Consider the following 22,899-nt stretch of genomic DNA (forward strand, 5'->3'; position numbering starts at 1 on the left):
CCCGAGAAGCTCAGGCGCTCTCAGGACGCAGCCACACCCAGCCGTCGGCGAGCGTCCGGCGCAACGGGGCGAGCCCGGCCTGTACGCCGATGCGATCGATGTAATCGGCAATCTCTGCCGCGCGTTGTCCTGTGGCGGGCTCGGGTCGCCCGGGCGGGGCGCTCCACATCGGCAGGAAGCCCGTGTGGATGCTGCCATCGGGGTCAAGGCGCAGTCGGCCGATCATCCCGTTCACCGCCTCTGGATGGAACGGCGCGAGCGGGTAGGCGGGATCGGGCTCGAACCCGAACATGCGCTTGCGCCGCTCCGCCCACTCGGCGCGGGCGGGATGGTCCTGTGCGGGGCTGAGCGCATGGGTGACGACGACCCCGTTGCCCAGGCCGTGGAAGATGGGCCGCCCGCGGTGAAACTCGATGCCGCGCGCGATATGGGCGTGATGGCCGAGGATCGCGTCGGCACCCGCATCGACGGCGGCAAAGGCGAGCGGGCGTTCATAGGGAGCAAGCGCTGCCGGGCGGTGGGTAATGCCCTTGTGCAGTGCCACCAGGACCAGGTCGGCGTCGTGGCGGAGGTCGGCGATCGCGTCCTGCATGGCAGCGACCGAGGCGGGATCTGCCTCGACCAGGTTCGCCTGCGGCCGTGAGGGGCCGCCATCGTCGGCGCGCACCTGGACATAGGCGCAACCCGGGCGATCGGCCGTTGCCCACGCGATCTCCGGACCCACGCAATTGAAGCTCAGCAGACCGATCGTGCGGCCGTCGCGCTCGATGGTGGCGGGCCTGGACGCTTCGGAGAGGTTCTGGCCGGCGCCGGCGTGGGCGATACCGAGCCGATCCAGTTCGGCGCTGGTGTCGGCGATGCCTTCGCCACCGCAGTCGGCGATGTGATTGCCCGCCATCGACAGCATCTGGATATGGGCGCGGGCGATGGCCGACAGGTGCGCCGGGTCGGCGCCCGGTGCGGGCACATCCCCGGCCAATTCCTCGCCCCGGATCGTGTGCGGCACTTCGAGATGGCCGATCGCCAGGTCGGCGGCGCGGGTGACGGGGGCGACGCCGCCGAGCCAGTGATCCGGATCGGGCACGTCCAGGATGATGTCGCCGAGGAACACGAGATCCAGCGGCTTCATCCGACCACGCCCGAGCGCCTGAGTTCGCCGATCGCCGCTTCGTCCAGGCCGAGCTCTGCCAGCACCGCATCGGTGTCGCTGCCGAGCGTGGGGACGGTGGAGGTCGGCCGCGCTTCGGTCCCGAAACCCGGGCCGACCACGTCGAGCGGACGGTCCCAGCCCGGCAGTGCCACCCGATGCAGCGTGCCCCGTTCGACGACATGCGGATGCTGCGCGATCTCACCGACTTCCCGCAGCATGGCGACGGGCACGCGCGCCTCGGCAAGGCGCGCCTCCAGATCCGCTGCGCGCCAGGTGGAGAGGGTTTGAGTGAGCCAGGCGCGGACCGCCGGATAATGCGCCACGCGGGCATCATGGCTGCGGAAGCGCGGGTCGTCGATCAGTTCCGGGTGGCCCAGCACGCGCAGCAGTGCCTCCACCTGCTGCTGGTTGTTCGCACCCAAGGCGATCCACCCTTGCGCGGTCGGGTAGAATTCCGACGTGGCCACCAGCCGGAACCCGCGGTTGCCGGTCCCGCCCGGCGTCCGGCCGGTATAGGAATGGACGGAGACGGTGGTGTTCACCAGCTTGAGCGCGGCGTCGAGCATGGCCACGTCGACGTGCTCGCCCACGCCGCTGGCATCGCGCCGCCGCAGGGCCGCGAGCAAGCCGATCGTGGCGAGATACCCCGTGAAGCTGTCGATGATCGGCATGCCGATCTTTTGCGGTCCTTCGGGCCCGGTATTCAGCAGCGCGATGCCGGACATGGCCTGCGCGATATGGTCATAGGCGCCCCGATCGGCGAGCGGCCCCGTCTGGCCAAAGCCGGTGATCGAGACGAGGATCAGCCGCGGATTGCGCGCGTGCAGCGCATCGAAGCCGAGGCCGAGCCGATCGAGCACGCCCGGGCGGAAGTTCTCGACCAGCAGGTCCGCCCGTTCCAGCAGCCGCCACAGCAGATCGACGCCCGCCGGCGTCTTCAGGTCGAGCGCGATCGAGCGCTTGCCCGCGTTGATCGAGGCGAAGGGGATGCTGAGCATCGGCTCGCCGCCATGTTCGGTATAGTGGCGAAAGCCGTCGCCGATGCCGGGCGGCTCGACCTTGATCACGGTCGCACCGAGTTCGACCAGCATGTTCGTGCAGGTCGGCCCCGCGATCGCGTGGCTGAGATCGACCACGGTCAGGCCGTCGAGCGCGTTCATGGCAGCGCCTCCCGCGCGCCGGTAAAGACGCCGGCGAGGGAAAGCGCCTCACGCGCAGCGGCATCAAAGCCGAGTTCTTCCAGGATCGCGTCGCGCTCGGCGCCGGGCACGCCGGCCGGGCGATGGTCCACAGCTTCGACGCCGGACAGGCGAAAGGGGGTGCCGACCTGCTCCACCATCTGATCGCCGACCGGCAGGCGAAGATGCATGCCGCGCGCCTCGGCATGGGGGTGGCGCAGCGCTTCGGCAGGGGTCAGCACCGGCATGACCTGGGTATCGGCATCGCCGAGGAGCCGAAGCCATTCGGCGCGCGGACGCGTCCGGAACAAGGCGGCGAGATCCGCCTGGATGGCGGGATGCGCCGCGACATCGAACTGCCGCGCGGCATAGTCGGGCCGGTCGACGGCAACGCAGAACCGCTCCCAATAGCGCGGCTCCATGTCGGTGGTGCAGAGCCATGTGCCGTCGCCGCATTGCCAGACCCCGCCCTTGGGGTGCCAGGCGCCCTCGGTGGGCGGAATATCCTCTGGCGAGGATGCGCGACCGAGCGCGACCGCGAGGAGCGGCATTGCCGCGTCCGACATGGCGACGTCGACATGGCTGCCACGGCCGGTCCGCTCGCGCGCCTGCAGGGCCACGAGCACCGCAATCGCGGCGTGCGAACCGGCCATCACGTCGGCCACCTGAACCCCCGGCAGGCTGGGCGTCGGCAGACCGTTCAGGCGCGACAGGACGCCGGCGAGCGCCAGCGCCGCCGGATCGTGCCCCGCACGACCGGCGAGCGGCCCCGTCTGGCCGGTGAAGGAGACCGATGTATAGATCAGGCGCGAGTTGATCGCGGCGAGCGCATCATAGCCGAGCCCCATACGGGCCATCGTTCCGGGCCGGTAATCCTCCACCAGAATGTCCGCCGAGGCGACCAGCGCGGCGAGCACGGGCGCCGCCGCCGGGTGGCCGGGATCGAGGACGATCGAGCGGCGGTTGCGCCAATAGGAGGGGCGGGCGCGGCGCAGCCTTTCCGCTTCCGGGTCGTCGGAGTGCCCGAACATGCGGGCGTGCTTGGCGAGTTCGCGGGGGTTCTCGACCCGGATCACGTCGGCGCCCATGTCGCCTGCGACCCAGCCGGTATAGGCGCCCGGCAGGTAGCGGGTGAAATCGAGGATGCGGAGGCCGGAGAGGGGTGCGGTCACGCGCCGGCACTCCCCCGGCGTTGCATCGCCTGCGCGGTGGCAGGGCCTTCGATGAAGGCGGTGATCCGCTGTTCCAGCGCGGCGGTGGTTTCAGGATCCATGGCGAAATTGTCGACGCCCAGTTCCAGGACCGGCACGCCTGCCGCCGCCAGCGCGCGCAGCACGAACGGGTCGGCGTCCGCCAAGGCGACCGCACCGTCAACCTGGTGACTTTGTGCTTCATGGACGTGCCAGGGCCCGGCCCAGCTCGGCATGCGAAGCTCGTCGCCCATGGTGAGGAAGCGGGCGGCCAGCGCGCGGAGGGGGTCGCGGCCGCGATCAAAGTGCCGGATGTACCCATCGGCTGCCAGGGCAAGGTACATGGACCAGACGAACACCGCGCCGTGGCTCTCTTCCCAGCGCTGGTAGAAGGCGGTTTCGCTCCACAGGCCGCGGCCGACCCACATCAGGCGTACCCGCTCGTCGGCGACTGCCCCGGCGCCGGCCCGGACGCGCTCGGCGACTTCGTCGTGAAAGGCGCGGGCGGCATCGCGCGCCCAGCGGGTGCCGCGATGCCATTGCGGGACCATGGTGGCGGGCATGGAGTCGACGATGCTGACCGGCGCCGGCACCGTCCGCGCGATCAGGTCGCGGGTCCGGCGGTAATTTTCCTCCTGCTCGTTGACGAGGTTCATCACCTCGACCAGCTTTTCCGTCGAGAAGCTGCGCCCGGTGGCGGCTTCGAGCTCGGCGATCACCGTCTGCAACTCGGCGACCAGCAGGTCGAGGCGCTCCGGCTCCAGCGCATCTTCCCATCGGTCCGGCAGCTCCTCCCACCATTGCGTCGTGATCGACAGCCGGGGATCGACGCTGCGTTCGTAGAGGAAGGGCCGCGCAGCACTTTCGTGCGCCCAATTGTCGAAGATGGCGGGGGTGGCGTCGCTGGAGGACACGGCATGGACGAAATTCGGCCGCGGCAGCCCGCCCCAGGGAGCCTCCGCGGGATCATGGTCGAACAGCGCGGCGATGCCCTGCGCGCTATAGGCCTCCACGTCGGTCGGATAGTCGTGCGCCGCCAGCAGCGCGCGATAGCGGCCGGTCTGCTGCTTGGCCGCGACGATCGAGGCCCACCATTGATTGACCACGAACGGCACGTCGAGCGCGCGCAGGATTTCCTGCGGCGCATTGGCATTCACGCAGGCAAAGGGCGCGCCGTCCGCCACCTGGGCCCGAAGCGACTGGAACCACTCGCGCTGATAGCTGCCGAAGCTCGCAAGCGAGGTGAGTGACTTGCGGCTGCGCGGCGCTGGCGCGCGGGGCGCGGTGGGGCGCGGCTTCGGCGCATCGGGCTTGGCCGCGGCAGTGCCGATCCGGCGCCGCTCCAGCCGGGGGCCGCCGACCAGCGACCGCGTGAGCGCGGCGACATGCCAGGGCGCGGCCTCGTCCCCGTCAAGGGTGAGGTGCAGGACAAGGTCGGCCGAGGCATCGCGCGCACGTCGGGCCGTCGCCACCGCATCCGCGCCGGGCCAGCGGGCGGAGAGCGGTGCCCGATAGAGCGGCGCCGCTGCCTCTTCCCGGGTGACCGGCGGCGCGACCAGGCGGCGCTCGCCCCAGTCATGATCGTCGCCGACCAGATCGCACCCCTCGGCTTCGAGGGCCAGGTACGCTCGGTCATCTTCGTGCGCGGTGCCGGTGACGAAGGCGCGGCACCTTGGGCCCGACGCTGGCGGGGCGGGGTCCTCCATGATCGCGCGGAGATGTGTCGCCAGCTCGTCCGGGGGCAGGATCGCGGTGCAGCCGATCAGGCGCAGCAAGTCGGTGCCGGTGAGAGAGGGCGCTTCGCCGCGCCTCCGCTCGCAAGCGGACCTGAGGAGATCGAGCGTCCCGCGCTCGTCCCGCGCGGCGGCGGCAAGGCTCGCATCCGTCACGGCGGACCCGCCGAGCGAGCCCAGCCAAGCATCGAGCTGGGCGAGCCGGGCCGCATTGTAGCGCGCGGAGGCGGCGCGATCCTGATGGACGAGGTCGAGCAGGTGGAGGTGCCGGGGCGCGGGCTCGCCTAGGCGCAGGCGCTCGCGCAGCGCCGCAAAGATCTGCGCCTGCTCGGCATCGGCGCGGGTGATCAGGATCGGCACCTCGGCAAGCGCGGGATCGAGCAGACGCTCCATCAGCCGGTGGGCGCGCCGCCGGCCGGCTGCCGGGCCCATGACGGCATCCGCGCGCGGTGTGTCGCCCGTTGCCGGTGCCAGCCTAACCGGTGCGAATCCGGCCGCCCGCAGCCAGGTGAAGGGGGCGTCGCTGCCGATCGTGCGGATCACGCGCAGGCCCTGCGCACGCAGCCGGTCGGCAACCGTATCCGGATCGGCATAGGCCGCGGCAATCGCCTCCCGTGCAGGGCTTGCCGCCATCAGATGACGCCCGCCGCGCGCAATTCCGCGATGCGCGCGTCGTCGTAGCCCAGGAGGTCGCGGTAGATCTGATCATTATGCTCGCCGACCGAGATCGGCAGCGTCGGGTCGAAGCCGGTCTCCGCGTCGGAAAAGCGAATGGGGATGCCCGAGGTGCGAAGCTCGGATTGGTGCGGATAGCTGGGGTGCGCGATCGGCATGGTTTCCGCACGCGCCATCACCCTGGGATCGCTGAGCGCTTCCTCCGGGTGGCGGACCGGTGCTGCGGGCACGCCTTGCGCCTCCAGCAGCCGGACGACTTCTGCGGTCGGCAAGGTGCGCGACCATGCCGTGATGTGCGCTTCCAGCACCGGGGCATTGGCGACCCGGGCATCCCGGCTGGCGAAGCGGGGATCGTCGCTCAGTTCGGGCGCGCCCATCGCCTGGAACAGGCCGCGCGCGAGCTTTTCATGCACGGCAACGATCGCGACATAGCCGTCCGCACATTCGAAGACCCCGAAGGGAGAAAGCCGCTGCACCGTCAAGCCGGTGCGCGCCGGCATGCCCGCCGCCGCGAGCGCCGACCAGTTCTCGATCGCGACGAATGAGGTGAGCGCGCCCAGCATCGACACATCCACATGCTGGCCGTGGCCGGTGCGGTGACGCTGTTCGAGCGCCGACAGGATGCCGATCACGCCAAAGACGGGGGCGAGCATGTCCGCGACGGGGATGCCCATGCGGACGGGCGGGGCGTCCGGATCGCCGCTGGTGTACATGGCGCCGGACAGGGCCTGGATGATGACGTCCATCGCCTTGCCACCCTCTGCATCGTCCGCGCCGAAGCCGGAGAGCGAGCAATAGATGATGCGGGGATTGGCCTCGCGCGCGGCCTCGTAGCCGACGCCCAGCCGGTCGGCGGTGCCAGCGGTGAAATTCTCCACCACGATGTCGGCGTCGCGGCACAGGTCCTGGAAGATCGATCGCGCGCCAGGTGCCTTGAAGTTCAGCGACACCCCCATCTTTCCGCGGGCGCGCGACAAATGGGAGATCGAGACATCGTCGCTATGCGCACGCTCGACGGTAACGCCGTCACGCCCGACATAGGGGCTGTTCTCGCGCGCGAGGTCTCCGCCGCGGGGATCCTCAACCTTGATGACCTGCGCGCCGAGCCCGGCGAGGAGCAGCGTGGCGTAGGGGCCCGCAAGCGCGCGGGTGAGGTCGATGACGCGCAGCCCTTCCAGGGGGCGTTGGGGCGCGGGGGCAGGTTCATGCATGCGTGGCTGGGTCCGTGGCGTTGGAAGCGCAGGCCGAGGGGTGCTCGGCCGCGCGGGCGGCGATCAGCCGCTGCGCTTCGGTGAAGATGGGCGTGCCGTCGCTTCCGAAGCGCGCGAGCGCGGCGGCGATGCGGGCAGCGTTCTGGTTGTAGAGCGCGTCGAACCGCTGCTGGTCTGCAGGGCCGATCGGGAGAAAGGCGACGCCGTGGGTCTTGCCAAAGGCGATGCCCGCCGTTTCCGCGGCGTTCATCTCGTCGATGAGGGCGGCTTCCCACACGCCCTGGCTTTGCTCCAGCAGCTGCTGGAACTCGGGCGTCAGCGTGTTCCAGCTCCGCTCTGACATGGCCCGGGCGGGATAGGAGCCCCGGCTGACCCGAAGCGCCGTGAAATGCTGCGCCACTTCGGCGAAGTGCAGGCTCTTGAGCGTGTCGGCTGGCGCCACGACACCATCGATCACGCCCTTGGCCAGCGCCGAGTAGACGTCGGCCATCGGCATATCGACGGGATCGGCGCCCAGCGCGCGCAGCACCTCAAGGTTCTCCGCCGGCGCGCGCAGTCTGAGGCCCTTGAGGTCCGCCAGGGAGCGGACCGGCCGGTTGCGGGTGAGGATGCCCGGGAAGTTCCCCGGCTGCACCGCCAGAACCCGAAGGCCGCGTACCTCGTCATTGAGCGCGGGAAAACGGGCGGCGAGGCAGCGATAGACGCCGATCTGTTCCCCCATCGACCGCACGCCGCCATAGAAGCCCGCCTGCGCGCGTTGGGTATGCGCGCCGCCCCTCGTGTAGATCGGGGTGATCAGGCCGATGTCGGCGACGCCATGGCGGATCTCCTCCATGCTCTGGTCGCTCGAGAGAAGCGCGCCCGCCCAATAGGGCTTGATGCGCAGCCGCCCGCCCGATGCCTGTTCGACATGCTGCATCCAGCGCTGGTCGGCGCGGCTGAACGGGTGGCCGGGAGGATAGGGGCTGGCATAGGTCAGCACCTGCGTGCCCGGCGGCAGCGGCGCTGCCCCGCACCCGGCGAGCAGCGCTGCCGGCAAGAGCGTGGCGAGGATGCGGCGGATCATGCGATCACTCCCGGCAGCCAAAGGGACAAGGCAGGCACGGCTATCAGCAGCGCCAAGTGAAGGAAATCGGCCAGCAGAAACGGCACGATGCCCCGGAAGATCGTGCTGAGGGGAATGTCCCCGGCAATCCCCTGGATCACATAGACGTTGAGGCCGAGCGGCGGATGGACGAAGCCGATCTCCATTGTGCGGACCAGGAAGATGCCGAACCAGATCGGGCTGAGCCCCAGGTCCAGCGTGATCGGCAGGAAGATGGGCGTGGTGAGGAGCATCAGCGCCAGGCCGTCGAGGAACGAGCCGAGCAGCAGCAGCACCAGCGCCATCGCGATGATCGCCACGGTGGGCCCGGACTCGAGGCCGGCGACCAGGTTGGAGAGCAGCGCGGCGATCCCGGTGACGCTGATGAACGTCGCGAACAGCAGCGCGCCGATGATCACGATGTAGATCATGCCGGTGGTGCGCAGCGTCGTCTGGAGCGCGTCCGATACCGCCCCCCAGGTCAGCCGCCCGCGCCGCCAGCACAGCAGTAGCGCGGCGACCGATCCGACCGAGGCCGCCTCCGTCGGTGTGAACCAGCCCACGAACAGCCCGCCGATCACGAACACGATCAGCAAGCCGACGTCCGCGATCGAGCGCAATGCGGGCCAGCGCTCACGCCAGGGCGCTCGCGTGGTCGGCGGCCCGAGCAGCGGGTTGAGCCGGCACAGGATGGCGATGGCGATGATGTAGAACAGCGCCTGGGTCAGGCCGGGAATCACGGCGGCGGCGAACAGCTTGCCGATGGACTGCTCGGCAATGATGCCGAACACGATCAAGGCGCCGGAGGGCGGGATGAGCGATCCGAGCGTACCCCCTGCGGCCAGTGCGCCGGTCGCGAAGGACGGCGCGTAATTCGCCTTGCGCATTTCCGGAAGGGCGACCGAAGTGATGGTCGCGACGGTGGCGAGGCTCGATCCGCTGATCGCGCCGAAACCGGCGCAGCCGCCGATGGAGGCCATCGCCAGGCCGCCGCGCCGATGGCCCACGAACCGCGCTGCCGCATCGAAGAAGTCGCGGCTGGCGCCTGCTGCGAAACAGAGATGCGCCATCAGCACGAACAACGGCAACACGCCCAGCTCATAGCGCGAGATGGTGTCGAAGGTGATGACACCGGCCTTGATCAGCGCGGCCTCTGGCGAGAGCAGCAGTGTCAGGCCGATGCCGCCGACGAGCGCGAGGCCGATGCCGATCGGGATGCCGACCGCCAGGAGGAGCAACAGGATAAGGATGCCGGCAAAGCCGATCAGCTCGGGCGTGATCATGCTGCCGTCCTTGAAAGGGCGCGTCGAACGAACAAGGCCGCGGTGACCAGCGACCCGATGATCCAGGCGAGGCGAAGCCAGCGCAGGGGCAAGTGAAGGATCTCCGTGAGTTCGAACGCACCCCAGAGGTCGGCGAGCAGCCAGGTCGATCCGGCCGCGAGCCACAGGAACACCAGCGCGCTCGCCCAGTCGGCGCCGCGCAACAGGCGGGATGCGGTGACGGGCTTCAGCCGATCAAGCAGGATGTGGACGCGGGCATGCCCCTCGACGAGCGTGGTGAGCACGATCGCAGTGGTCGCGACCAGGACGATGCACGCCTGCACGATCTCGATGGAGCCGAAAAGCCGGATGCCGGCGTGCCGGCCGGCAACGGCGAGGGCGTCGGTCGACATGGCCAGAAGCAGCGCGATCGACCCGATCGCCAGCATCAGCCGGGCGAGCGGCGACGCGGCGCGGCGATCGGGCGAGGGCTCCACATCCGCGTCGATGCGCGTTTCGGCAGGCGCCGGGGAGGCGGGGGGCAGGGTCACGCGCGCACCCTGCCACAGTCTTTCGCAGGGTTCGGCATGGCGGGAGCTTTCCGGAACGTCCGTGCCTTGGAAGATCCGCTGCCCACGCGTCTATGCAATTCCCTTGGACAGGGTGTTCGGCTAGGCGAGGGGGCATGGACGAAAGAGGGATCGCAACTCCGGGCACGTCTCCCGACGCCGAGCTCGAACTGGGCCGGCTGGGCGATTTCGTCGGTTTCCGGCTGCGGCGCATCCAGAACCAGCTGTCGCGCGAGTTCGCGCAGGTGACCGGCCGCTACCAGCTTCGCCAGGGTCTGTTCTCTGCCCTCGCCATCATCTCCGCCAACCCGGGCCTGTCGCAGGTCATGCTCGCCCGGGAAGTCGGCCTGGATAAATCCATGGCGGTGATGATGGTCGACGACCTGGAACGCCGCGGCTGGGCGGAGCGCCGACGCTCTACCGTCGATCGCCGGAGGCATGCGCTGTACACGACCGAAGCGGGCGAGGCGTGGCTGGCGGAGATGTTCGCCGCCCTCAAGGTCGTCGAACATGACGTGCTCGACGCCCTCGGCAAGGACGACCTCCGGGTGCTGAACGCCATCCTCGACCGGGTGTACACGGCCTGTTTCCGCGGCTGAGTGCCGACAGTCGAGGCCAGGCTGCGCCACGAACTCGCCATCCCGCATCACGTCAGAACCGCTTGCGGACAGTGACGGCGATCTGCCGCCCGATCGGGTTCGCCGCGGTCGCGTCATAGCCGCCGCTGCCGTTCACCGTCGGGGCAAAGTCCAGGAAGGGCGGATCCTGATCGAACAGGTTCAGCGCATCGAACGAGACGCTGAAGCCGCCGTCAAAGAACCTGGTCGCGTCGGGATCGCCGATGTCGAAGGTCACGCCCAGATCCACGGTGGTGAAGCTGTCCACCTTCTGCACCGCCCCATTGGGCAGGGTGTTGTTGTCGTAGCCGCCGACATGGTTGACCAGCAGGCGCGTGTTCACGCCTTCATAGTTCCAGTTGATGCTCGCCCGGCCCTTGAAGGTGAGCGGGTTGAACAGCGTGTTGCGGCGATCGACGAGCGTACCGGCCGGCGTGATCGCCGAGCGGTAGCGGGTGAGGTAGGTGGCGTTGGCGTTCAGCGTGAAGGTGCCGGTGTTCGCGGTTTCGAGCGAATAGCTGGCGAGCACGTCGATGCCGCTGGTCTTGGATCGTCCCAGGTTCTGGGTGCGGCCGTCGATGAACAGCGCGGGATCGGCGGGCAGCACGCCGCGCGCCACCGCGATCCCCTGACCCAGCAGGTCCTGGATGCGTGCGGCGGCCGCGGGGCCGCGCAGGATGACGCCGGTGCCCGCGAACTGCGCCTCGCGGCTCAGGATCGCGAGATCGGCGAGGTAGGTATCGACCTGGCCGGTGTAGTTGACGTTCCAATAGGTGACGCTGAGCCGCGCATTGGGAAGGGGATCCCAGTCGATGCCGGCCGACCAGGTCTTGGCTTCCTCTGGCCGCAGGTCGAGGTTGCCGCCCGACAGCGCAACGCCCTGGACGATCGTGCCGCCCAGCAATGGGTCGGCATAGGGCTGGACGAACAGGTTCGAGCTGTTGCCGTAGATCTGGGAGAAGAGCGGCGCCCGGAACGACGTGCCATAGCTGCCGCGGATCAACAGCCCGCTTGCCGGCGACCAGTTGACGCCGAACTTGGGATTGGTGGTGTCGCCGACGTCGCTGTACTTGTCGTAGCGAACGGCCGCGCTCAGCTCGAGCCGGCGCAGGAACGACACGGCGTTGTCCGGTCCGAATAGCGGCACGAGGACCTCGGCATAGCCGGAGTCGACCTGGCGATCGAAGTCGCGGTAGGTCGCGACGGTGCTGGGGGCGCCGCGACGCAGCCCCAGCGAGACTTCAAGCTCCTGCCGCTCGTACCCGGCCGCCAGCTTCACACCGCCGCCCGGCAGGGTGAACAGCGTGCCGTTGATGCTCGCCTCTACGCCCGTGAAGCGGTTGAGGGTGGGCGCATCGAAGACCTGATCGTTGATCGCGGTGAGGACCGCCGCGGACGTGCGGCCAAGCCCATAGGGATCGAAGGCGGTGGCCGGGTTGCTGCTGGCAAGCGCCGCGTTGAGCGCGGGCGTGTTGATGCCGTTCGGCGTGTTGGCGGTGTCGTTCGACCGGCCGTAGATCAGCTGGCCCTGCACCTGCCAGCCGCCGAAGCTGGCCCTGAGGCCACCGGCGCCCTGCCAGCTGCGGGTGAAGCCGGTGGTCTCGTTGTTGGGCAGGTCGTCCAGGCGGATCTGGACCGTCTCCGGGCCGGTGGTGCCCGGCGGGCGGACGAAGAAGGCGTTGGTGGTGGGAATGGTGACGGTGGCGCCGGTATAGCCGTTCAGGCGGCGGAAGCTGCGCTTCGAGAAATAGCCGTCGCCGAACGCGTCGAGCCAGTCGGTGATGTGCGCCGTGAAGGTGCCGTTCACGCTGTCGTACTTGGTCTCCGGGAACAGGTCCTGCCCGCGGAAGCCCTCGCACAGATTGGCGGTGCCGCGCACCAGCTGTCCGGCGGTGGCGGGTGTGACGCCCCCGGCAGGAATCGCGTAATTGGCGCCGCCGACCGTCAATGTGCCGGGATTGCACTGGGTGGAGCGGAAATCGCGCCCACCGAACCGCCGCTGGTCGCTCGTGAAGAAGCTGCGGTCGTCACCGGACAGGTTGCTGCGGAAGACATGCTCATAGGCGACCATGACCTGGCCCCAGTCGCCGGTGCGCCCGCCTGCGATGCCGAACTGGCTCTCGTGGAAATTGTCGGCAAAGCCCATGCGGGCGATGGTCTCGACGCCGTTCAGGCTGCGCCGCGGGATCAGGTTCACCACGCCGGCGATCGCGTCGGAGCCATAGACGGCCGAAGCGCCGTCCGCGACGACCTCGACCCGCTCCAGGCCGAGGGAGGGGATGATCGAAGGGTCGACCGAGCGGCTGTTGTTCACAACGCGGTGCCCGTCGAGGATGGTGAGCGTCGCGTACGGGCCGATGCCGCGAATGTTGATCGCGTTGCCGAAGGTGATGTTGCTGTTGCCGCCGGATTGCCCGCGAGAGTTCTCGGAGGTGCCGAGATCGAAGACCTGCGGAATCTCCTTGATCAGCCGGTCGGTGGTGACGGCGCCGGAGGCTTCGATCGCCTTGCGGTCAATCCCGATTACGGTGGACCCGACCGGGGCGGCGCCGCGAATGCGGCTGCCGGTGACGACGACGTCGCTACCCTGCACATCTGTGCTGCCGATGGTGACCGGACCTGCCGCGGCGGCGTCGTTCTGGACCGGGGCCGGTGCATCTGCCGTGCCCTGTTGCGCGCTGCTGGCTTCCGGATCGGCGGTCTGGGCGACCGCGGGGGCCACCCAGCCGAGGGCGGCCAGGGTCACGCCCGTGGCGAACAATATGCGGTGCCTGCGGAGCTTGCTGTGCATGGTTCTGGTCCTTGAGATCGCTGGAATTCAGCGGAAGCGGACGGGCGTGGTGAACGGTATGTCGATGTGGGACGGCGTCCCGGCGAACAGGGTGACGGTCCTGGCGAGGGAGTCGCGAATCTCGGCGAGGTTGCGCTGGCGGGGATCGGCACCCGTCACGGTCACGCGCAGCCGGTGGCCGGCGGGGACCGTGTAGGCGCGGGGTGACAGGGCGAAGGACAGGGTGGCGGGCTGCCCGGGGACGGCGGGCGCGACGTCCGCCTTCAGGCCGGAATGATAGGGAAGCCCGAGGCGTTCATAGGGAGCCGTCGCGGTCTTGCGGTGGCTGAACGCCAGGCGGCCAAAGGCGAGCATCGTCACCTTGCCCGCCGGATCGACCTCCTCGAGATAGCCGAACAGGTTGGCGTCGCGGCCATCGATCGCGGCGCGAACCGTGAGGACGGGATAGCCCTCGATCGCCGCGTCGCTCGCGAGCGGCCGGCTCGTGAAGGTCAGACCCTTGCCATCCAGCGGGCTCGGCCAGAATTGGAAATAATCCTTGGTGGCGACGTCGTAGTCGACCTTGAACGGCAGCGCCCTGGGCTTCGACGGACTGGTGCCGATGCTCCCGGTGTCGACTGCGGCCGGCGCGTCATTGGGGGCCGCAGAGAGGTAGAGCGTGGTGCGCTTCAGCTTCGCGCCGGGCAGCGTGTCCCGCCGCACCAGCGTCCCGCCATCGCCCTGTTCGCGCCACCAGCTGTAGCGGGGCTCGCGGTCGATGCCGTTGTCGATCCCCTTCAGATAGCGGTCGAAGAAGCGGCGCTGCTCGCCGACGATGTCGAAGACCTTGGGCGGCTCGCAATGGCTGCCGGGGCCGATGATCATCTTGGCCGGGAGATTGGCCGCCGCCTGGATGATCTGTTCGGTCGGTTCGTCGTTCCAGTTGCTCCACAGATACCAGGCGAGCTGGGGACTGCGCAGCGCGGGGAGGTGGGTGTAGGGACCGACCTCCTCCCAGAAGCGGGTTCCGGTGAGCGGCGACACATCATCGCGGTGGGGCATGCCGGCCCACAGCTGTGCCATCGGCGTGTTGCGCGCATGCTCCGCGACCGCTGCTTTCAGAAGGCTGCCGTCGCGATCCGCGTCGACGGGCACGGTTGCGAGATCGACTTCGGGCGGCTCGTCGGGGCGGGTGTTGAACTGCGCGGTGATGCCGCCTTTCCGGACGAACGCATATTTGTCGAGGTCGGTCGCCGCGGCGAACACCGCCTTGAGTGCTGGCGGGCGTGTCCCGGCGACGAGCATCGCGCTGCCGCCCAGATACGAGCAGCCCGTCATCCCCACCTTGCCGCTGCTGTACGGCTGAGCGGCGAGCCACTGGATGATGTCGTACCCGTCCCGCGCCTCGGTCTGGTCGAGGAAGCCGCGGCGCGCGCCGAAGGACGCGCCCTTGCCGCGCACGTCTGCGGTCGCGACCACATAGCCCGCGTGGACCAGCTGGCGCAGGCCAAAGGTGGTGGAGTCGATAAGATCGACGACCTCCCCGTCCTTGCGATAGCGCGCGCGATAGGGCGTGAAGGCGAAGACCACCGGATATCGGCCGGTGCGGACCCGACCGTTCTCGGCCGGGCGGTACACGTTCACCGACAGGCGAGTGCCGTCGCGAACCGGCAGATAGAAGGAGGAGCGGACGACGGCGGGGTCTTCGTTCACCGAGACGGTGACGTCGTTCTGCGCCACTGCAACCGCGCTGGACAACCCGCCTACCGCGAGCACCGCACCGGCCAGGCATGCGCATGGGAAGCGACGAATCGCCACGAGCCCTCTCCTCATCCTTTGCGGCGCTTCTCTGAGCACCTTTCAATAGGTGTAAGCTACCTCAGTACGTTTGTTCAACTGTTATATTTAAAAACAACTAGAGCGTGGATCGGAAGACTGAGGATGTGCGAGAAAGGCACGCGAAATCCCGCCGCGCACCGCATTCGGTACGAGGTTGTTCGCCGGTGCGACTTGGCGCTGTCGCAGAGTGGGGAGAGGGAGGGCCCCGGCCGTCGTCCGCGTCTCCGCGAGACGAACGTCCGCCGCCAGTTCAGGCGAGGATCAGGCCGATGTAGCTGCAGTCAGTGCGCGCGATCGGGTCGGCGATTGCGGAGCTGCGAAGGGGGGAGAAATGGTGCCCGGGGACGGGGTCGAACCGCCGACACTGCGATTTTCAGTCGCATGCTCTACCAACTGAGCTACCCGGGCATTCCGTCCTGAGCCGGACAGAGCGCGCCTACTAGTCGGCGGATTCTTCGCTGTCCAGCCCGGCTTGCGAAATTCTTTCGGAGGCGGCCGGCGGGCCGGGCAGGCGGTAGCCTTCGCCGAGCCAGTTGAGGAGGTCGCGGTCGCGGCAGCCCTGGCTGCAGAAGGGCGCGTGCTCGGCAGCCACGGGGGCACCGCAGAGCGTGCAGACGTTACGGGACGTGCGCTTGGACATGGCCTGCGGATATGGCGAGGGCGGGGTCCTCCCGCAACCCGACAGGGGCGCCGATCCGGCGTTCGAGCTCGGCCAGCCAGGCGGGGCGCGCCGCCAGGTACGCGACGAGCGCCGGAGTGGCGGTAAGCGTGCGCTCGCCGGCACCACCGGTGCGCTCGGCGCGGCGGAGCAGCGCGCGCGCATGGGCGGCGACGGGCTCCAGCGCGAACAGCTCGGGGAGCGAGACGCGGCTGCGGCGCCGGACGATCTGGACGAAGCCGAAACCGTTGACGGCGGTACGCTCGAACGGCTGCGGGAGCGCCGCATCGATCGCGGCAGCGGCGGCCTGGCGCGCGGCCTTGTCGCCGGCGTCGGGCAGGTCGATGCCGATCGAGCCGCCGATATCGAGCCTGCGGATGGCGCGGGCAGCAGCGGCCGCGCCGGCCACGGCAAGTGCGGCGGGGGCCTGTTCCCCGTCGACATCGATCAGCGTCATCGCGGGCGTGAGCGAAAGGGTAAGGCTGCCGGTCGCGAACCCCACTTGCCCGGTGACCGCCTCTTCGAGCAGCGTGGACCACCCCGCATCCTCCAGCAGGTCGGCGTCGAAGCGGCCAAGCAGCCGGGCGTCGGGCAGGCGTTCGAGCAGGTCCGGCCCTTCGCCTGGAACGGCACCCTCCAAGGCAGGACGAGCACGCGCGCGCTTGGGCTTGCCGGGTTCGGGGAGCGGGGGCCGGGTGATCTCCACCAGCACCGCGGCGCCTTCGGGAACGCCGCGGGGCAGGGGCGCGAGCATGGCTTCGCCCCCGTCCCAGACGGCGATGCCCTCGTTGCGCTGGGTCAGCCGCCGGGCGAGGCGCGCGGGCAGCACGGTCCCGGCGCGCAGCGTGTCGTCCGGCTCGATATGGGCTTCGAGGATGGTGTCGCCGTCGACCAGCGCGGCGCGGGTCTCCCCGATGCCGCGCTCGACGATCCAGCCCGGCATCGGCTCAGGCGAAGCGGTAGCCGCTGGCTTCCAGCAGCGCGCGCGTCTCGAACACGGGCAGGCCGACTACGCCCGAATGGCTGCCGGAAATGGAGCGGATAAAGGCTTCGGCCAGGCCCTGGATGGCATAGCCGCCGGCCTTACCCATGCCTTCTCCGCAGGCGACGTAGCGGTCGATCTCGGCATCGCTCAGGCGCTTGAACACGACCACCGTGTCCGAGTGGCGGACGCGGGCGGTGCCGTCGGCATCGACGATGCAGACGCCGGAGTAGCAATGGTGGCGGCGGCCGGAGAGCAGCGCCAGCATGCGGCGCAAGTCGGCCTCGTCCTCGGGCTTGCCCAGGATACGCTTGCCGACCGCGACGCTGGTATCGCCGGCAACCACGATCTCGTCGGCTTCGCGCGGAACGGCCAGCGCCTTTTCGCGGGCGAGGCGCACGACATAGGCGCGCGGGCTTTCGCCCTTCTGCGGCGTCTCGTCGATGTCGGGAGAGGCGAGCCGGTCTGCGGGCGCACCGATCCGGGCAAGCAGGTCCTGCCGGCGCGGCGAACTGGACGCCAGCACCACGCGGAGCGTCTGCGGGGCGCGGCTCACTTGAAGCGGTAGGTAATGCGGCCCTTGGTGAGGTCGTACGGGGTCAGCTCGACGAGCACCTCGTCGCCGACCAGCACGCGGATGCGGTTCTTGCGCATCTTGCCGGCAGTGTGGCCGAGAATCTCATGGTCGTTCTCAAGCCGCACGCGGAACATGGCGTTGGGCAGAAGCTCAACCACCTGTCCGCGCATCTCCAGAAGCTCTTCTTTTGCCAAAAAATCCTCGCAGGGCTGAAAAGTCGCGGTGCCTTACTCCTGGCGCCGTAAAAAGGGAAGACAGGCGCGCCTGTGGCACGGGCCACCGCACGCGATACGGGTCCGAAATGGGTAGGCTGTTGCCCAAAATCCACGCCGTGGACCCTTGGCAACCCCGATTACGCGCCTGCGAGCGCGGCGAGCAGCAGCAGGGCGACGATGTTGGTGATCTTGATCATCGGGTTCACCGCCGGGCCGGCGGTGTCCTTGTAGGGATCGCCGACAGTGTCGCCGGTCACCGCCGCCATGTGCGCGACCGATCCCTTGCCGCCGTAGTTGCCGTCCTCGATGTATTTCTTGGCATTGTCCCAGGCACCGCCGCCCGATGTCATCGAGATGGCCACGAACAGCCCGGAGACGATCACGCCTAGCAGCATCGCCCCCAGCGCCGCAAAGCCCTGGGCCTGGCCCGCCACTGCCCGGATCACGAAATAGACAACGATGGGCGACAGCACCGGCAGCAGCGAGGGCACGATCATCTCGCGGATGGCGGCCCTGGTGACGATGTCGACGGTGTGGGCGTAGTTGGGGCGGCTGGTGCCGGCCATGATGCCCGGGTTCTCGCGGAACTGGCGGCGGACATCCTCCACCACCGATCCGGCGGCACGGCCGACCGCGGTCATGCCGAACGCGCCGAACAGATAGGGGAGCAGCGCACCCAGCAGCAGCCCGACGATCACGTACGGATTGGACAGCGAGAAATCGACGGCCAGGTCCGGGAAGAAGTGGTTGAGATCGGTCGTGTAGGCGCCGAACAGCACCAGCGCGGCGAGCGCGGCCGAGCCGATGGCATAGCCCTTGGTCACCGCCTTGGTCGTGTTGCCGACCGCGTCGAGCGCGTCGGTGCGCTGGCGGACATCGTCGGGCAGCCCCGCCATCTCCGCGATGCCGCCCGCATTGTCGGTGACGGGCCCATAGGCGTCGAGCGCGACGACCATGCCGGCGAGCGCGAGCAGGGCGGTGGCGGCAAAGGCGACGCCGATGATGCCGGCGAGCTGGTAGGAGGCGATCACCGCCACCACGATCACCAGCGTCGGGAGCGCCGTCGCCTCAAGCCCGACCGCCAGCCCCTGGATGACGTTGGTGCCGTGGCCGGTGGCCGACGCCAGCGCGATCGACCGGACGGGGCGATAGCGGGTGCTGGTGTAATATTCGGTGATCCACACCAGCAGCGCGGTGACGCCGAGCCCGATCATCATGCACCAGAAGAGGTCCATGCCGGTGAAGTGCGTGGCCGCAGTGGCCGCGCTGCCGAGCGTCCCTTCCACCGTCAGCGCATCGTCGACCGGGTCGAGGAAGCCGGCGCCGCCGATCACCTCGTTCAGGTCGCCCAGCGTCCAGCGACAGGCGACGTAGATGAGCGGCACGGCCAGCACGACCGTGGTCCAGAACCCCTTGTAGAGCGCGCCCATGATCGAGCCGCTGCGGCCGAGCCGGACCATGTAGGTGCCGGCGATGGAGGCGAGGATGCAGGCGCCGCCCACCACCAGCGGCAAGGCCATGAGCGCGAGCAGCTCTGCCGAGGATGCCTGCACCAGCAGCGCGATCGACACCATGGTGAGGCCGAGGGTGACGACATAGGTTTCGAACAGGTCGGCGGCCATGCCGGCACAGTCGCCGACATTGTCGCCGACATTGTCCGCGATGACGGCCGGATTGCGGGGGTCGTCCTCCGGAATGCCGGCTTCGACCTTGCCGACGAGGTCGGCGCCGACGTCAGCGGCCTTGGTGAAGATGCCGCCACCCAGCCGCGCGAAGATCGAGATCAGCGAGGCGCCGAACGCAAGGGCGGTGAGCGCGGCCACCACCTCCCGGTCGTTGGGGGCGTGGCCGGCGGCCGAGACGAGGTACCAGAACAGGATCGCGATCGCGAGCAGCCCGAGCCCGGCGACCAGCATGCCGGTGATCGCACCCGACCGGAAGGCGAGGGTGAGGCCGCCCTGCAGCGAATGGCGTGCAGCCTCTGCGGTGCGGACATTGGCGCGGACCGAAATGGTCATGCCGACATAGCCGGCGAGCCCCGAGAGCAGCGCGCCGAGCACGAAGCTGCCGGCGGAGAGAAGCCCGAGGGTCGGAACGAGCAGGATGGCGACGACAACGCCAACGACGGCCACGGCGCTGTACTGGCGGCCGAGATAGGCGCCGGCACCCTCCTGAATGGCGGCGGCAATCGCCTGCATCCGGGCGTCGCCCGGGGATGCGCGCAGCACCTGCGCGGCGGTGAAGGCGCCATAGAGAACGGCGATGACGCCGCAGACCATGGCGAAGTAGACGATCGTCATACGCCCCTCCTGTCAGAAGGCCGCCCGGCTCGTGTGTCGGGTCTAACCCGCCGGCCAGCATATGCACATGCGGCGGCGGCACAAGCCGGTTCGAACCGGAGCGCTCAGCTGCCGTGGTGCTCGAAGCCCAGCCGGGGCGGCAATGCGACGGACGTTCCTGCGTCGGTGAGGTGCAGGCCGGCGCCATTCACGAAGCTGCCGACTCGCGTCGCCGGTACGGGCGGAAGGGCATCGCCTGGCATCGCGAACAGGAGTTCGTAATCGTCTCCCGCCGTCGCCGCGGCGATCCGTGCGGCCTGGGAGTCACCGTCTTGGCCGCGCAGGTCGGCGGAACGCGGCATGGCGGCGAGGTTGATGGCGACGCCGACGCCGCTCGCGGCCGCCATGCGGCTCGCGTCGATCAGCAGCCCGTCCGATACGTCCATCATGGCGCGGACATGCGGGGCGAGGGCGCGGCCTTCCGCCAGGCGCGGGTTCGGCCGGCGATAGCGGTCGAGGAGGGCCTGCGGGCCTTGCGCGCCGCGTGCGATCGCAAGGCCGGCACCGGCGTCGCCGATCGTGCCGGTCACCCACAGCCCGTCGCCTGCCTGCGCGCCATCGCGTGCCGGAGCCGCGACGCTGTGCCCGAGCGCGGTCAGCGCGAGGAAGCGGGGCCCGCCCGCAGGCTGGCGCACCGTGTCGCCGCCAAGCAGCGGGCAGTCGAACGCCGCAAGGGCGGTTCGCAGCCCGGCGAGAAAGGCGCGATCCCAGTTGTCATCGCCGAGCGGGAAGCCCAGCAGCACGCCGATCGGTGCGGCGCCCTTGGCCGCCAGGTCGGAGAGGTTGGTCGCCAGCAGCTTCCAGGCGACATCCCCGGCCGGGTCCCCGGGCAGGAAATGCACCCCCTCGACGAGCAGGTCGGTGGTGAGGACGGTCGCCGGCATGTCGCCCGCGGGCAGCACGGCCGCATCGTCGGCCAGCCGCCGCGCGGCGGGGTGGAGCGGCAGCGCGCGCAGCTCTGCCAGGAACTCGGCTTCGGTCATGGTGACGCTCTGCCCCAGGCGGCGCAGCGCGTCACGCGATGGTTATTCCGCGGACTCGGTGCGGACGGTGCGGGCGACGGCGTCGAGCAGGCCGTTGACGAAGCCCTTTTCGCGACGGTCGTAAAAGGCGTCGGCGACGTCGAGATATTCGCTGATGACGGCCGCGGTCGGCACGTCGGCGCGGGCGATCAGCTCATAGGTGCCGGCGCGCAGGATCTGGCGCATCGGCTTATCGAGGCGGTCGAGCGACCAGCCCTGCGAAAGCTTGGCGGTGATCGTGCTGTCGATCTCCTCCCGCCGCGCGGTCACGCCGCCGACGACATCGTCGAAAAAGGCGATGTCGGCTTCCGCATATTCGACGCCCTCGATCGTCGCGCCCAGGCGATGCTGGTGGAACTCGTGCAGCAACGAGCGCAGCGGCGTGCCTTCCATCTCCTGCTGGTAGAGGGCCTGGACGGCGGCAAGGCGGGCGGCGGCGCGGGCCTGGCGGGCACGGGGGCGGGGATTGGACGTGGTCATGGTAACAAAAAGTCCGTTGGCAGGTGCGCATGCGGAATGCGCGCCCCTGCGGGAAAGTTCAGGATAGGCGGATCGCGACCGAGCGGGCGTGGGCGGGAAGCCCCTCCGCCTCGGCCAGCGTCACCGCCGCGGGGCCGATGCAGGCGAGCGCGGCCGCGTCCAGTCCCAGGAAGCTGGTGCGCTTCATATAGTCGAGCACCGACAGGCCTGAAGCGAAGCGCGCGCGCCGCCCGGTGGGCAGTACGTGGTTGGGACCGGCGACATAATCGCCCACCGCCTCCGGCGTGTGGCGGCCCAGGAACACGGAGCCGGCGTTGCGCACCTTGTCGAACAGCGGCTCCGGGTTCTCGACGGCGAGTTCGAGGTGCTCGGGCGCGAGCCGGTCCACAAGCGGAATCGCCTGATCGAGACGCTCGACGATGATGATCGCGCCGTTGGCGTCCCAGCTGTCGCGGGCGACCGCCTTGGTGGTGAGCGTGGCGATCTGGCGATCGACCGCGTCGGCTACGGCGTCGGCGAACAGCGCGTCGTCGGTGAAAAGGATCGACTGGCTGGTGGGATCGTGCTCCGCCTGGCTGAGCAGGTCGGCGGCGATCCACTCGGGATCATTGGCGCCGTCGGCGACGACGACGATTTCGGACGGGCCGGCGACCATGTCGATGCCGACGACGCCGTAGAGCTGGCGCTTGGCCTCCGCGACCCAGGCGTTGCCCGGACCGGTGACGACGTCGACCGGCTTGATCCGCTCGGTGCCATAGGCGAGCGCGGCGATCGCCTGCGCGCCGCCGATGCGCCACACCTCGTCCACGCCCGCAAGCGCGGCGGCGGCGAGCACCAGCGGGTTCACCTCCCCATCCGGGGTCGGCGTCACCATCACCAGCCGCTCGACGCCGGCGACCTTGGCGGGCACCGCGTTCATGAGGACGGACGAGGGATAGGCGGCGCGGCCACCGGGCACATAGACGCCGGCCGCCTCCACCGCGCGCCAGCGGGCACCCAGGCGCACGCCCGCGTCGTCGACGCTGTCGCTGTCGGCGGGGCGCTGTTTGGAGTGATAGGCGACGATGCGGTCGTGGGCGAGTTCGAGCGCGGCGCGCAGGTCCGGGGCAAGGCCCTCGAGCGCGGCGAAGCAGTCCGCCTTTTCGATGCGCCAGCCGGTCACTTCGGGATCGTGGCGGTCGAACCGGCGGGTGAAGGCCGCGAGCGCCGCATCGCCTTCGTCGCGGACGGATGCCAGGATGGCGCGAACATCGCGTGCCACGTCCGCATCGGCCTCGCGCCGTGCGTCGACCAACTGGGCAAAGTCGCGTTCGAAATCGAGGTCGGTAGCGTCGAGCCTCAGCATGCG

General features: G+C 69.5%; 19 protein-coding genes and 1 tRNA gene. 1 reads left to right on the forward strand and 19 read right to left on the reverse strand.

Annotated features, from left to right (window positions below; translation table 11 throughout):
• Positions 1–10 precede the first annotated feature (10 nt).
• The 8 genes from QP045_RS12915 to QP045_RS12950 are packed head-to-tail and all read right to left on the reverse strand — an operon-like array spanning position 11 to position 10,034.
• Positions 11–1,129, reverse strand: a complete 1,119-nt coding sequence (locus tag QP045_RS12915; protein WP_422515399.1) for a CapA family protein — start codon at positions 1,127–1,129, stop codon at positions 11–13.
• Positions 1,126–2,310 (reverse strand): CaiB/BaiF CoA transferase family protein, encoded by a 1,185-nt coding sequence (locus tag QP045_RS12920; RefSeq protein ID WP_422515400.1) that lies wholly within the window; start codon positions 2,308–2,310, stop codon positions 1,126–1,128. Before QP045_RS12920 ends, QP045_RS12915 begins: the two co-directional genes overlap by 4 nt.
• On the reverse strand, positions 2,307–3,500 hold the full coding sequence (locus QP045_RS12925) for a CaiB/BaiF CoA transferase family protein (RefSeq protein WP_422515401.1): 1,194 nt from the start codon (positions 3,498–3,500) through the stop codon (positions 2,307–2,309). The genes QP045_RS12920 and QP045_RS12925 overlap by 4 nt, the downstream gene beginning before the upstream one ends.
• Complete coding sequence (locus QP045_RS12930) at positions 3,497–5,884, reverse strand: 2-hydroxyacyl-CoA dehydratase (protein ID WP_422515402.1); 2,388 nt, start codon at positions 5,882–5,884, stop codon at positions 3,497–3,499. The genes QP045_RS12925 and QP045_RS12930 overlap by 4 nt, the downstream gene beginning before the upstream one ends.
• Positions 5,884–7,137, reverse strand: a complete 1,254-nt coding sequence (locus tag QP045_RS12935; RefSeq protein WP_422515403.1) for a CaiB/BaiF CoA transferase family protein — start codon at positions 7,135–7,137, stop codon at positions 5,884–5,886. The genes QP045_RS12930 and QP045_RS12935 overlap by 1 nt, the downstream gene beginning before the upstream one ends.
• Complete coding sequence (dctP, locus tag QP045_RS12940) at positions 7,130–8,203, reverse strand: TRAP transporter substrate-binding protein DctP (RefSeq protein WP_422515404.1); 1,074 nt, start codon at positions 8,201–8,203, stop codon at positions 7,130–7,132. Before dctP ends, QP045_RS12935 begins: the two co-directional genes overlap by 8 nt.
• On the reverse strand, positions 8,200–9,504 hold the full coding sequence (locus tag QP045_RS12945) for a TRAP transporter large permease (RefSeq protein WP_422515405.1): 1,305 nt from the start codon (positions 9,502–9,504) through the stop codon (positions 8,200–8,202). Before QP045_RS12945 ends, dctP begins: the two co-directional genes overlap by 4 nt.
• Positions 9,501–10,034, reverse strand: a complete 534-nt coding sequence (locus tag QP045_RS12950) for a TRAP transporter small permease (protein ID WP_422515406.1) — start codon at positions 10,032–10,034, stop codon at positions 9,501–9,503. Before QP045_RS12950 ends, QP045_RS12945 begins: the two co-directional genes overlap by 4 nt.
• 134 nt (positions 10,035–10,168) lie before the next feature.
• On the opposite strand from QP045_RS12950, the gene QP045_RS12955 reads away from it, so the two are divergent.
• A complete protein-coding gene (locus QP045_RS12955) occupies positions 10,169–10,651 on the forward strand; it encodes a MarR family winged helix-turn-helix transcriptional regulator (protein WP_422515407.1) in 483 nt (160 codons plus the stop codon).
• Between the two features lie 52 nt (positions 10,652–10,703).
• On the opposite strand, the gene QP045_RS12960 is transcribed toward QP045_RS12955, so the two are convergent.
• From QP045_RS12960 to hisD, 11 genes are all read right to left on the reverse strand, one after another.
• Complete coding sequence (locus QP045_RS12960) at positions 10,704–13,460, reverse strand: TonB-dependent receptor domain-containing protein (RefSeq protein WP_422515408.1); 2,757 nt, start codon at positions 13,458–13,460, stop codon at positions 10,704–10,706.
• A gap of 27 nt (positions 13,461–13,487) precedes the next feature.
• A complete protein-coding gene (locus QP045_RS12965) occupies positions 13,488–15,257 on the reverse strand; it encodes a CocE/NonD family hydrolase (protein WP_422515409.1) in 1,770 nt (589 codons plus the stop codon).
• 353 nt (positions 15,258–15,610) lie between these two features.
• A tRNA-Phe gene (locus QP045_RS12970) sits at positions 15,611–15,686 on the reverse strand.
• A 31-nt stretch (positions 15,687–15,717) separates the two neighbouring features.
• Positions 15,718–15,918, reverse strand: a complete 201-nt coding sequence (locus QP045_RS12975; protein ID WP_422515410.1) for a DNA gyrase inhibitor YacG — start codon at positions 15,916–15,918, stop codon at positions 15,718–15,720.
• Entirely contained in the window at positions 15,896–16,879 is a 984-nt protein-coding gene (locus QP045_RS12980; RefSeq protein ID WP_422515411.1) for a ribonuclease, read from the reverse strand. Before QP045_RS12980 ends, QP045_RS12975 begins: the two co-directional genes overlap by 23 nt.
• A 4-nt stretch (positions 16,880–16,883) precedes the next feature.
• Positions 16,884–17,474: a Maf family protein gene (locus QP045_RS12985; protein WP_422515412.1), complete on the reverse strand. Its 591-nt coding sequence runs from the start codon at positions 17,472–17,474 to the stop codon at positions 16,884–16,886.
• On the reverse strand, positions 17,471–17,689 hold the full coding sequence (gene infA / locus QP045_RS12990; RefSeq protein WP_003049127.1) for a translation initiation factor IF-1: 219 nt from the start codon (positions 17,687–17,689) through the stop codon (positions 17,471–17,473). The genes QP045_RS12985 and infA overlap by 4 nt, the downstream gene beginning before the upstream one ends.
• A gap of 158 nt (positions 17,690–17,847) precedes the next feature.
• Positions 17,848–20,010, reverse strand: coding sequence for a sodium-translocating pyrophosphatase (locus QP045_RS12995; protein ID WP_422515413.1), 2,163 nt, complete (start codon positions 20,008–20,010; stop codon positions 17,848–17,850).
• A gap of 104 nt (positions 20,011–20,114) precedes the next feature.
• The gene (gene thiL / locus QP045_RS13000; RefSeq protein ID WP_422515414.1) at positions 20,115–21,032 is read right to left on the reverse strand and encodes a thiamine-phosphate kinase; all 918 of its coding nucleotides are present in this window, start codon (positions 21,030–21,032) and stop codon (positions 20,115–20,117) included.
• A 42-nt stretch (positions 21,033–21,074) separates the two neighbouring features.
• Positions 21,075–21,551 carry a transcription antitermination factor NusB gene (gene nusB / locus QP045_RS13005; protein ID WP_422515415.1) on the reverse strand — a complete coding sequence of 159 codons (477 nt, stop codon included), beginning with the start codon at positions 21,549–21,551 and terminating at the stop codon, positions 21,075–21,077.
• Positions 21,552–21,609: 58 nt separating this feature from the next.
• Complete coding sequence (hisD, locus tag QP045_RS13010; protein WP_422515416.1) at positions 21,610–22,896, reverse strand: histidinol dehydrogenase; 1,287 nt, start codon at positions 22,894–22,896, stop codon at positions 21,610–21,612.
• Positions 22,897–22,899: the final 3 nt, after the last annotated feature.

This window comes from Sphingomonas sp. 3-13AW (assembly GCF_049311085.1).
Classification (GTDB): Bacteria; Pseudomonadota; Alphaproteobacteria; order Sphingomonadales; family Sphingomonadaceae; genus Sphingomonas.

What these genes read in the sequence shown, in the direction of transcription:
- dctP (WP_422515404.1), bottom strand. Translation starts at nt 8,203, where the DNA reads ATGATCCGCCGCATCCTCGCCACGCTCTTGCCGGCAGCGCTGCTCGCC.
- QP045_RS12915 (WP_422515399.1), bottom strand. Translation starts at nt 1,129, where the DNA reads ATGAAGCCGCTGGATCTCGTGTTCCTCGGCGACATCATCCTGGACGTG.
- hisD (WP_422515416.1), bottom strand. Translation starts at nt 22,896, where the DNA reads ATGCTGAGGCTCGACGCTACCGACCTCGATTTCGAACGCGACTTTGCC.
- QP045_RS12980 (WP_422515411.1), bottom strand. Translation starts at nt 16,879, where the DNA reads ATGCCGGGCTGGATCGTCGAGCGCGGCATCGGGGAGACCCGCGCCGCG.
- thiL (WP_422515414.1), bottom strand. Translation starts at nt 21,032, where the DNA reads ATGACCGAAGCCGAGTTCCTGGCAGAGCTGCGCGCGCTGCCGCTCCAC.
- QP045_RS12995 (WP_422515413.1), bottom strand. Translation starts at nt 20,010, where the DNA reads ATGACGATCGTCTACTTCGCCATGGTCTGCGGCGTCATCGCCGTTCTC.
- QP045_RS12975 (WP_422515410.1), bottom strand. Translation starts at nt 15,918, where the DNA reads ATGTCCAAGCGCACGTCCCGTAACGTCTGCACGCTCTGCGGTGCCCCC.
- QP045_RS12920 (WP_422515400.1), bottom strand. Translation starts at nt 2,310, where the DNA reads ATGAACGCGCTCGACGGCCTGACCGTGGTCGATCTCAGCCACGCGATC.
- QP045_RS12955 (WP_422515407.1), top strand. Translation starts at nt 10,169, where the DNA reads ATGGACGAAAGAGGGATCGCAACTCCGGGCACGTCTCCCGACGCCGAG.
- QP045_RS12935 (WP_422515403.1), bottom strand. Translation starts at nt 7,137, where the DNA reads ATGCATGAACCTGCCCCCGCGCCCCAACGCCCCCTGGAAGGGCTGCGC.
- QP045_RS12960 (WP_422515408.1), bottom strand. Translation starts at nt 13,460, where the DNA reads ATGCACAGCAAGCTCCGCAGGCACCGCATATTGTTCGCCACGGGCGTG.
- QP045_RS12930 (WP_422515402.1), bottom strand. Translation starts at nt 5,884, where the DNA reads ATGGCGGCAAGCCCTGCACGGGAGGCGATTGCCGCGGCCTATGCCGAT.
- nusB (WP_422515415.1), bottom strand. Translation starts at nt 21,551, where the DNA reads ATGACCACGTCCAATCCCCGCCCCCGTGCCCGCCAGGCCCGCGCCGCC.
- QP045_RS12945 (WP_422515405.1), bottom strand. Translation starts at nt 9,504, where the DNA reads ATGATCACGCCCGAGCTGATCGGCTTTGCCGGCATCCTTATCCTGTTG.